The following is a 9,622-nucleotide window of genomic DNA, read 5'->3' as shown; positions in this document are numbered from 1 at the left end:
TGTGATAGAGAATCACTTTGATGACCTCAATCACACCTCCTATTCAAGTAGTTAGATCACTAACTTAATGACATTGCCCACATAGGACAACTTTTTTCTTATTCAAAAACAAATTGATTGTGATAGAGTTCGGAGTAAAATCCACCTAACTTCAAGAGTTCATGGTGGTTACCACGTTCAATGACTTCTCCATCTTTAAGGACAATAATCTGGTCTGCATTGAGGATGGTCTTCAAACGGTGAGCAATGACGAAACTAGTTCTGCCTGCTACAACCGCCTCTATGGCATGCTGAATCTTGCTTTCTGTCACCGTATCTACGTTCGAAGTGGCTTCATCGAGAATGAGGACTTCTGGATCTGTCATCAGGGTTCGAGCGATGGAAATCAATTGTTTCTGTCCTGTTGAAAAGATGCTCTGATCATCATCTATAAGAGTATCGTACTTATCAGGTAAGCTTTCGATATAGTCGTGAATGTGGGTTGCCTTGGCTGCTGCCTCAACCATTTCTTGACTAGCATCTAGCACACCGAAACGGATATTGTCTCGAATGGTTCCGCTAAATAAGACCGAATCCTGCAAAACAATTCCCACCTTGCTTCTAAGACTATCCAAGTCATAGTCACGAATATCTTTCCCATCAAAATAAATCCCACCAGCATCAACATCATAAAAGCGATTGATGAGGTTCATAATAGTCGTTTTCCCTGACCCAGTCGGACCAACAACTGCTGTCATCTGGCCTTTCGGAGCGGAAATGCTGACATCTTTCAAAATCGGCTTGTCAGGCAAGTATGAAAAATCAATATGACTAATTTCAACACCTTCTTGCAACTTAGTGAAGATTGGAGCCTTTTCAGGTCGAATTTCTTCCTCTGCGTCAAACATTTCCTGAATCCGTTCAGCACCTGTAAAGGCTAACTGAAGGCTTCCCCAACTAGCTGCAACTTGGATAATAGGCTGGTAGTACTGCTGTGAAAATTGCGCAAACATAACAATCAAACCTAGGGATGTACTTGTTTCAATAGACTTATCATTCAAAAGTACAGCTGAACCAGCAAAGATGACGATGGCTGTATTAACAAGGCTCATCCCATTCATGACAGGGAACAGAATTCCTGAGAACATTCTTCCTTTAAAGGTTGCCTCGCGCACGCGCTCATTTTGCTCAAGAAATCCTGCCATCATATCCTCTTGAATTCCTTGCACAATGACAGCTTTCTGACCTGAGATACTCTCATCCATATAGGCGTTGAGTTTCCCTACCTCTTTTTGTTGGAGGTTGGTGTATTTGCGAGCCATTTTCACGATGAAAATCAACATAAGAAAGGCCACTGGTGTGCTGGCGATGGTGATGAAGGCCAGAGTTACATTTCTCAAAAACATAACAAGAATCAGACCGATATATAAAACAATATTGCTCATGACCTGAATCAAGCTTTCGTTAAAGGCTTGAAGGATATTATCCAAATCACTGGTAAAACGAGACAAGATATCGCCATCTTGTCGGCGGTCAAAGAAAGAAACCGTCAAGCGAGCAAGCTTACTGAAGAGGCCTTTGCGCATCTCGTTTGTCGACTCTGCAATCACGCGCGTCATGAGACACATGTATATGACACTAGAGATAAAGAGAACCGAAACCAGCAGTCCGAGATTGACCATGATTCCTGATAGGCTTTGCCAAACAAGTTCTGGATTGCCATCTTGATAAGCTTGAACTAAATAGGCTAGCTTTGTTACCGCTTGTCCAGAAAAGATCGGAAAGAGTGCTTGGGCAAGAGTTGCCAGAACAATCATCAGGATAACAACTACAAATGATAGCTTATAGACTTTAAAATAATTCCAAAAAAATTGAACTGCCTTCATTTTACTCCTCCTTTCCTTTCTGTGTTTCGTAGATTTCACGGTAAACTGCATTGTTGGCAACCAAGTCTGCATGCGTACCTTGACCAATCAATTGTCCTTGATCCAGAACCAAGATTTTGTCTGCATGGACAACCGAGCTAATCTTTTGCGCGATGATAATAGTTGTCGTCCCCTTCAAGTCCTTATTCAAGGCTTCTTGAACAAGGCGCTCTGACTTAGCATCCAAGGCTGAGGTCGAATCGTCAAAAATCAGAATACGTGGATTACTAATAATCCCACGAGCAATCGACATCCGTTGCTTTTGCCCACCAGAGAAGTTGGTTCCCCGTTCCTCAACTGGACTTCCAAAGGTTTTCTCCATACGATGAATGAATTCGCTAGCCTGAGCAATATTGGTTGCGCGCTCCATTTCAAATAGAGTGGCATCTCCCTTACCCTGTCTTAGATTATCTGCAATCGTTCCACTAAAGAGAATGGCACGTTGGAGAACGATAGAAACAGTTTTACGCAGGGTTCCTTCACTCACTTCTCGAATATCCTTGCCTCCGATTTTGATAGCCCCTTCCTGCGGATCAAAGAGACGTGGAATCAATTGAGCCAAAGTTGACTTCCCTGCACCAGTCGCTCCAACGACACCAACCATTTGACCAGAATCGATGGTAAAGCTCACATCTTTCAGCATCGGTTCCTTGTCCATTGGATAAGTAAAGGTTACATTTTCAAAGCTAAGACTTCCATCCAACTTTTCATCTGGGACATCCTTGAAGGTCATGGCTGGCTCTGCGTCAAGAATTTCTCGAATACGACGCATGGAAATCATGGCACGACTGACAGAATTTCCTAAAAATCCAACCATAACAATAGTAAAGATAATCTGGCTAAGGTAATTGACAAAGGAAGCAATGGAACCAACAACAGATGGATCCGACTGAACCATCCCCGCAACCAGCCAAATAGAGAGGAAGACTGCTCCGTAACCAACCAACATCATAAAGGGTTCAATCACTGAAAAGGCATAGCCGATATAAAGGTTTTGACCGAGAAGCTCGTCTGAGACCTCTGTAAACTTCGCAAACTGCTCTTTTTCTTGGACAAAGGACTTGACCACACGAACACCGCGCAGATTTTCCTTAGCGATAGCATTGATGCGCTCAAGAAGGGTTTGAAATTTGGCAAAACGTGGCCCCATCATCCCCATCATGACAGCAGTCAAACCAAAAATCAAGACCACCATGAGAACAATCACCCACCACAGAGATGGTAAGGTTTGAACCGCCAAGATAAACGAACCGACGAACAAGAGGGGAAGTCTGAAAAGAATTTGGAAGGTCATCATGACGACGCTCTGAATCTGGTTGATATCGTTTGTCATGCGAACGACTAAATTTCCCGCATTAAACTGTTCAATATTGGCATAAGAAAAGGTTTGGATTTTGCGGAAGGCATCCTCCCGAAGGTCGGATGAAACTCCTTGGGCAATATAGGCTGCAAGGACAACATTGAGACCACCAGCAACCAGACCGACCAAGGCCACACCAATCAACCAAGCCCCGATACTATAAATGGCTTCATATTTCCCAGCAAGGAGGGCGTCTAACACTTCCTGCAGATAACGCGGCTGCAAAAGTGAACTAGCAACCATCAAGCCTGTCATCAGAAGCGAGGCCAGTGCCTGCCACTTGTAGGTTTTTACTTTCTGAATCAGCATACTTTCTCCCTAAAAAATAGACAAAAGGGAGCGACAATGCGTCAGCTCCTTTTCATTCTGTTTGTGTGATGTTATTCTAGCAAAAAAGTGGGAACTTGTCAAAGAAGTCTCCTTGATACAGCTAGAATGACTAGTCATTCTTGGCTTTATAGTTTTTGTTTTAACTCGACCAAGACATTCATAGCCTGCATGGGTGTCATGTTGTAAACATCCAGTTTAGCTATTTCTGCTAGGATAGGATGGTCTTCTGACGCATCAAAAAGTGACATCTGTTCAGTAACAGCACTCGTTTGTCTCATGGGAGCCGGACTCTCTGTGCCCTGACTCTCCAGTTGGGTCAAAATCTTATCCGCCCTTGCTAGAAGGTCTGCTGGCAAACCAGCAATCTTGGCCACATGAATACCGTAGGATTTGTCAGCTGGCCCTGGTTCAATCTTATGAAGAAAGGTGACCTGCCCATCCTGCTCCAAGGTTGCCACGTGAACATTGACCAAATGCTCCAAGCTGGACTCCAGACTGGTCAGCTCATGGTAGTGGGTCGCAAAGAGGGTCTTGGCTCCGATGTGCTCATGAATGTATTCGATGATGGACTGAGCTAAAGCCATCCCATCGTAAGTTGCAGTTCCCCGCCCTAACTCATCAAAGAGAATCAAAGAATTCTTAGTCGCATGAGAAATGGCATTGTTGGCCTCCATCATCTCCACCATAAAGGTTGATTGACCTGAAACCAAATCATCTGCTGCTCCGATACGGGTAAAGATAGCATCAAAAATCGGTAAATGGGCACTTTCTGCTGGCACATAAGAGCCTAGCTGGGCCATAACCGCCGTCATGGCTAACTGACGCATGTAGGTTGACTTCCCACTCATGTTTGGCCCTGTAATCAATTGAATACTGGTATCTTCTGCCATCTGAATCGTATTGGGAATATAGGTCTGAGCCCCCATAACCTTTTCAACGACAGCATGGCGCCCTTTCTGGATATCGATCTGTGAATCGTCTCCGAACTCTGGTCGAATCAAATGCTGGGTTTCAGCTACAACTGCCAGACTTTGCAAGACATCAACTGTCGCAATTCCTTGGGCTAGAGCCTGCAAACGCTGGATGTACTTGCTGACCTCTTCACGAATACGCATAAAAATTTCGTATTCTAGATTAGCTGACTTCTCACGCGCCTCCAGCATATCTCCCTCGATACGGGCTAATTCTTCGGTTCCAAAGCGTTCCGAGTTTTTCAGCGTTGCCTTGCGGAAAAAGTGGGCTGGCACATTCCCCAGTTGCGAATTGGTCACATGGAAATAGTAGCCATCCTTTTTATTGTAATCAATCTTAAGCGTGCTGATGCCAGAGTTTTCTCGCTCCTTAGCCTCAATCTCAGCAATCCAGCTAGTCCCTTCTCTGAGCACTCGGCGGTATTTATCCAAAGTCTCATCAAATCCCGTCCGGATAATACCCCCATCCGTAATCACATGAGGAGCTTCAGGGGCAATGGCAGCGTTAATCAAGCTCTCCAACTCAGGGATTCCATCCAATTGTTCGATAAGATAAGCCAGAGCAGGTTGCTCCATCCCTTCTAAAATCGCACGAATCCGTGGTACACTGGATAAGGTGGTCGCCAATTGCAAAAGATCCTTGGGATTGGTCTTGCCAAAAGAAACCCGACTAGCCAAGCGTTCGATATCATAAACACCCTTGAGGCTATCTGTCAAATCACTGCGCTCAAAGAAGTGGTCAAGAAAGACCTGCACCACCTCTTGACGTTGGACGATTCGCTCCTTATCAATCAAAGGACGATGAATCCAAGAACGCAAGAGACGCATGCCCATAGCTGTTTTGGTTTCATCTAAAAGCCAGAAAAGGCTGCCCTGCTTCTTACCTGAACGGGCATTCTCAACCAAATCCAGACTAACCTTGGTCGCATAATCCATCTGCAAAAAATCTTTGATTTCATAGCGGATAACAGGTTTGAGGTGATTCAATTCCCGCATCTGGGTTCGATGAACATACTGGAGGAGCTTACTAGATGCCGCTTGCTCCACAGTTGCCAATCGTGAATCCAGTAAATGAAGGTTCTCAAAACTTTCTTTTTCATAAGAGAGCACCAAATTCATCTGGCGGCTGAGAATCTGTTCTTCTGCCTCAGACAAGTCATAACCCAGCACCACTTCTCGAGCCTTGAGATTACGGATTTCTCCACAAACCAGCGTGAAATCCAAAAGACCTGTCACATAAAAATCTCCGGTCACCAGGTCCATATAAGCCAGGCCAAACTGACTGCCATCACGGTCTAGGGCAACCAAGAAATTGTTCTGACTGTCCGGCTTAGTGCTATCGACGACCGTTCCAGGTGTGATGACCTGGACCACCTCTCGTTTAACAACCCCAACCGCTTGTTTGGGATCTTCCATCTGCTCTGCAATGGCTACCTTATAGCCCTGCTCAATCAACACATCGATATACTGTTGGGCAGAATGATAGGGAACCCCCGCCATAGGAATCGGATTGTCCGCATTCTTGTTGCGACTCGTTAAGGAAATTTCCAGAATCTGCGCAGCATTGACCGCATCCTCATAAAACAATTCATAAAAATCACCCATCCGAAAGAGCAAAAAAGCATCTGGATATTGCTTTTTAATATCCACATACTGTTGCATGCCGGGTGATAGCTTTTCTGTCGCCATTTTCCGTCTCTCCTTGTCAAAAATAAGTCTTGAGAGCAACTCCCAAGACCTTACTTATCTTTCATCAAATCTAGCAAACGCTCTTCCATGAGTTTGGCAACGTGCTGGTCTCGACAAATGACCAATAAGGTATTGGCACCAGCAACTGTTCCTAAAATCCATTCATCCTTGTTTGCATCTACAATGTTTGCTAAGACTGCAGCTTCCCCAAGTTTGGTATGAAGTACCAAGGTAAACTCAGCTCTTGCAACTCCTTCTAAATGATGAGACAAAAACTCAACTAAATCAATCTTATCTGTCTCATTTGCTAGTACATAATACACCATATCATTTTTCTTAACCTTGGTCAAGCCGATTTCACGCAAATCACGTGACAAAGTCGTTTGTGTCACATAGACATTACGAGCTTCTAAACGATCTTGAATCTCTTTCTGTGTCCCAAGTTTTTCTTCGGTGATCATCTTTTTAATCAATTGATGCCGTTCTCTTTTTCTCATATCATCCTCTTAAGTGAATATTTATAACAAATTTTACATTTATTTTATAACTATATTATACCAAAAAAACTAGATAATTCAAAAAAATTCTCTTCTTTCTCAAAAAATGTTGTAAATTGTGATAAAATAGTAGAAAAGTCCAAAAAGGAGCTCTTAATGAATACAAAAGAATTGATTGCTAGCGAGTTGGCTAGCATCATTGATAGCCTGGACCAAGAGGCTATTTTAAATTTACTGGAAACACCTAAAAACTCAGAAATGGGAGACATCGCTTTCCCTGCTTTTTCTCTTGCAAAAGTCGAACGTAAAGCCCCTCAAATGATTGCGGCTGAACTGTCTGAAAAGATTAACAGTCAAGCCTTTGAAAAAGTTGTCGCAACAGGACCTTACGTTAACTTTTTCCTTGATAAATCGGCCATTTCTGCTCAAGTATTGCAAGCGGTTATCACTGAAAAAGAACACTATGCTGACCAACATATTGGCAAACAAGAAAATGTTGTGATCGACATGTCTAGTCCCAATATCGCTAAACCATTTTCTATCGGTCACCTACGCTCAACTGTTATCGGAGATAGCTTGTCACATATTTTCCAAAAGATCGGCTATCAAACGGTCAAGGTCAACCATTTGGGAGACTGGGGCAAACAGTTTGGAATGTTGATCGTTGCCTACAAGAAATGGGGAAATGAAGAAGCCGTTAAAGCGCATCCAATCGATGAACTTCTTAAACTCTACGTTCGAATCAATGCTGAAGCTGAAAAAGATCCTAGCTTGGATGAAGAAGCACGCGAATGGTTCCGCAAACTGGAGAATGGTGACGAGGAAGCCCTCGCTCTCTGGCAATGGTTCCGCGATGAAAGTTTGGTGGAATTTAACCGTCTTTACAATGAATTGAAGGTTGATTTTGACAGCTATAACGGGGAAGCTTTCTACAATGATAAGATGGATGCAGTTGTAGACATTCTTTCTGAAAAAGGACTACTTGTTGAGTCAGAAGGTGCCCAAGTTGTGAATCTTGAGAAATATGGAATTGAACATCCAGCCCTTATCAAGAAATCTGATGGTGCTACTCTCTATATCACACGTGACTTGGCTGCAGCTCTTTACCGTAAAAATGAATACCAATTTGCCAAATCTATCTACGTCGTTGGTCAAGAGCAATCTGCCCACTTTAAACAACTCAAAGCTGTATTGCAAGAGATGGGCTACGACTGGAGTGAAGACATTACTCACGTTCCTTTTGGTTTGGTTACAAAAGAAGGGAAAAAACTCTCTACTCGTAAAGGGAATGTCATCTTGCTAGAGCCTACAGTTGCAGAGGCTGTTAGTCGTGCCAAGGCCCAAATCGAAGCTAAAAATCCTGAACTTGAAAACAAGGACCAAGTAGCGCATGCTGTTGGGGTTGGAGCTATTAAGTTCTATGACCTCAAGACTGACCGTACAAACGGATATGACTTCGACCTAGAGGCCATGGTATCCTTCGAAGGTGAAACTGGACCTTACGTTCAATACGCCTACGCTCGTATCCAATCTATCTTGCGTAAAGCAGATTTCAAACCAGAAACAGCTGGTAACTATAGCTTGAATGATACTGAAAGCTGGGAAATCATTAAACTCATCCAAGACTTCCCACGTATTATCAACCGTGCAGCGGATAACTTTGAACCTTCTATCATTGCTAAATTTGCAATTAGTCTGGCTCAAGCCTTCAACAAGTACTATGCACATACACGTATCTTGGATGAAAGCCCAGAACGCGACAGCCGTCTAGCTCTCAGCTACGCAACTGCAGTCGTTCTCAAAGAAGCCCTTCGCTTGCTCGGAGTAGAAGCGCCGGATAAGATGTAAATCGCCAAAGTTACTTGATTGCAAAGCAATCTAAGTAACTAACGCCAAATCCTATTCGGACTTTGGCTAGGCGCTTCACTAGTTTTAGGACATAAATATGATCGATTTATGTCCTAAAACGTCGTAATCTTAAAGTTATTGGAACTAAAGCTCCTAATTGCTAGACGCTAGCCGCTTATATGCGGACTAGCTAACTGCTTCACTAATTCACCTAACCAAATAATATCGATTTGGTTAGGCTCATGTCGTAAGCTTTTAATTACTTGATTGTAAAGCAGTTTAAGTAACTAAGACCAAATCCTATTCGGACTTTGGCTAGGCGCTTCATTAGTAAAGGTACATAAAAATTATCGATTTATGTTTCTTTACGTCGTAACCAGAGACACTTGCCTAAACGCCTCACTAAATTGGGCAACCGAATCTATTAATTGGCTTAGACGCTTCACTATTTCAATCTACTCACTACTACTTCTTTATCATACAGGGAGATATCTTATGAGCCAATATGCTTATATCCTCGTTGTGATTAGTTTGGTTTTCCTTTTTCTGCTCAATAAGTACGAGAAGGAGAGACTTCAAAGACTCTACCAAGAACAACTTTTGAAGGATGAAACATTTAGGGCTGACATCAAGGAGAAAATTCAAACGACTGAAAACATCAATGATGTCATTGCTTACATCAATAAAACTTATCATCTAGGAATGTTGCTATCAAAAGACATTACAGATCAATTGAAATAAGCCTAGCTATTCTTTAAGAAATATGAAAACCGAGACTAAGACTTTAATAGACTTGTTCGGTAACTCAAAAGTGGTATACTAAAGCTATGGAAACAACATACGAAAAAGCCTTAAAATTAAACTCAGAGAATTTCAAATTGTTGATAGGTGTTAAAAAAGCGACGTTTCAACTGATGCTTGATTGTCTCACTGACGCTTATCAAGAGCAACACCGAAAAGGAGGACGCCCACGCCGTCTAAGTATGGAAGACCAACTTATCATGACCTTGCGCTACTTACGCT

The 9,622-nt window shown here is 42.9% G+C and carries 6 protein-coding genes and 1 pseudogene; 3 read left to right on the top strand and 4 right to left on the bottom strand.

Going from position 1 to position 9,622, the window contains the following annotated elements; translation table 11 throughout:
• Nucleotides 1-98: 98 nt before the first annotated feature.
• The 4 genes from patB to argR all read right to left on the bottom strand — a co-directional run bounded on the left by patB (nucleotide 99) and on the right by argR (nucleotide 6,751).
• Nucleotides 99-1,865 (bottom strand): multidrug efflux ABC transporter subunit PatB, encoded by a 1,767-nt coding sequence (gene patB, locus FGQ53_RS10305; protein ID WP_138338526.1) that lies wholly within the window; start codon nucleotides 1,863-1,865, stop codon nucleotides 99-101.
• Nucleotide 1,866: 1 nt separating this feature from the next.
• A complete protein-coding gene (gene patA / locus FGQ53_RS10300) occupies nucleotides 1,867-3,573 on the bottom strand; it encodes a multidrug efflux ABC transporter subunit PatA (protein WP_138338523.1) in 1,707 nt (568 codons plus the stop codon).
• A gap of 146 nt (nucleotides 3,574-3,719) precedes the next feature.
• Nucleotides 3,720-6,254: a DNA mismatch repair protein MutS gene (gene mutS, locus FGQ53_RS10295; RefSeq protein WP_138338521.1), complete on the bottom strand. Its 2,535-nt coding sequence runs from the start codon at nucleotides 6,252-6,254 to the stop codon at nucleotides 3,720-3,722.
• Nucleotides 6,255-6,304: 50 nt separating this feature from the next.
• Entirely contained in the window at nucleotides 6,305-6,751 is a 447-nt protein-coding gene (gene argR, locus FGQ53_RS10290) for an arginine repressor (protein ID WP_138338518.1), read from the bottom strand.
• 156 nt (nucleotides 6,752-6,907) lie between these two features.
• Here argR and argS point away from each other — a divergent pair, with 156 nt between their 5' ends.
• From argS to FGQ53_RS10275, 3 genes and pseudogenes are all read left to right on the top strand, one after another.
• The gene (gene argS / locus FGQ53_RS10285; protein WP_138338516.1) at nucleotides 6,908-8,599 is read left to right on the top strand and encodes an arginine--tRNA ligase; all 1,692 of its coding nucleotides are present in this window, start codon (nucleotides 6,908-6,910) and stop codon (nucleotides 8,597-8,599) included.
• Between the two features lie 495 nt (nucleotides 8,600-9,094).
• Nucleotides 9,095-9,340 (top strand): hypothetical protein, encoded by a 246-nt coding sequence (locus tag FGQ53_RS10280; RefSeq protein WP_000084861.1) that lies wholly within the window; start codon nucleotides 9,095-9,097, stop codon nucleotides 9,338-9,340.
• Nucleotides 9,341-9,426: 86 nt separating this feature from the next.
• Nucleotides 9,427-9,622 (top strand): annotated as a pseudogene (locus FGQ53_RS10275) (IS5/IS1182 family transposase); the annotation flags it as partial.

Origin of the sequence: Streptococcus mitis, from assembly GCF_005844455.1 — a bacterium.
In the GTDB taxonomy this organism is placed as follows: Bacteria; Bacillota; Bacilli; order Lactobacillales; family Streptococcaceae; genus Streptococcus; species Streptococcus mitis_BF.
Note: the sequence above shows the minus strand (reverse complement) of the source record. Positions and strands in the feature narration are given on the sequence as shown.

What these genes read in the sequence shown, in the direction of transcription:
- argR (WP_138338518.1), bottom strand. Translation starts at nt 6,751, where the DNA reads ATGAGAAAAAGAGAACGGCATCAATTGATTAAAAAGATGATCACCGAA.
- FGQ53_RS10280 (WP_000084861.1), top strand. Translation starts at nt 9,095, where the DNA reads ATGAGCCAATATGCTTATATCCTCGTTGTGATTAGTTTGGTTTTCCTT.
- argS (WP_138338516.1), top strand. Translation starts at nt 6,908, where the DNA reads ATGAATACAAAAGAATTGATTGCTAGCGAGTTGGCTAGCATCATTGAT.
- patA (WP_138338523.1), bottom strand. Translation starts at nt 3,573, where the DNA reads ATGCTGATTCAGAAAGTAAAAACCTACAAGTGGCAGGCACTGGCCTCG.
- patB (WP_138338526.1), bottom strand. Translation starts at nt 1,865, where the DNA reads ATGAAGGCAGTTCAATTTTTTTGGAATTATTTTAAAGTCTATAAGCTA.
- mutS (WP_138338521.1), bottom strand. Translation starts at nt 6,254, where the DNA reads ATGGCGACAGAAAAGCTATCACCCGGCATGCAACAGTATGTGGATATT.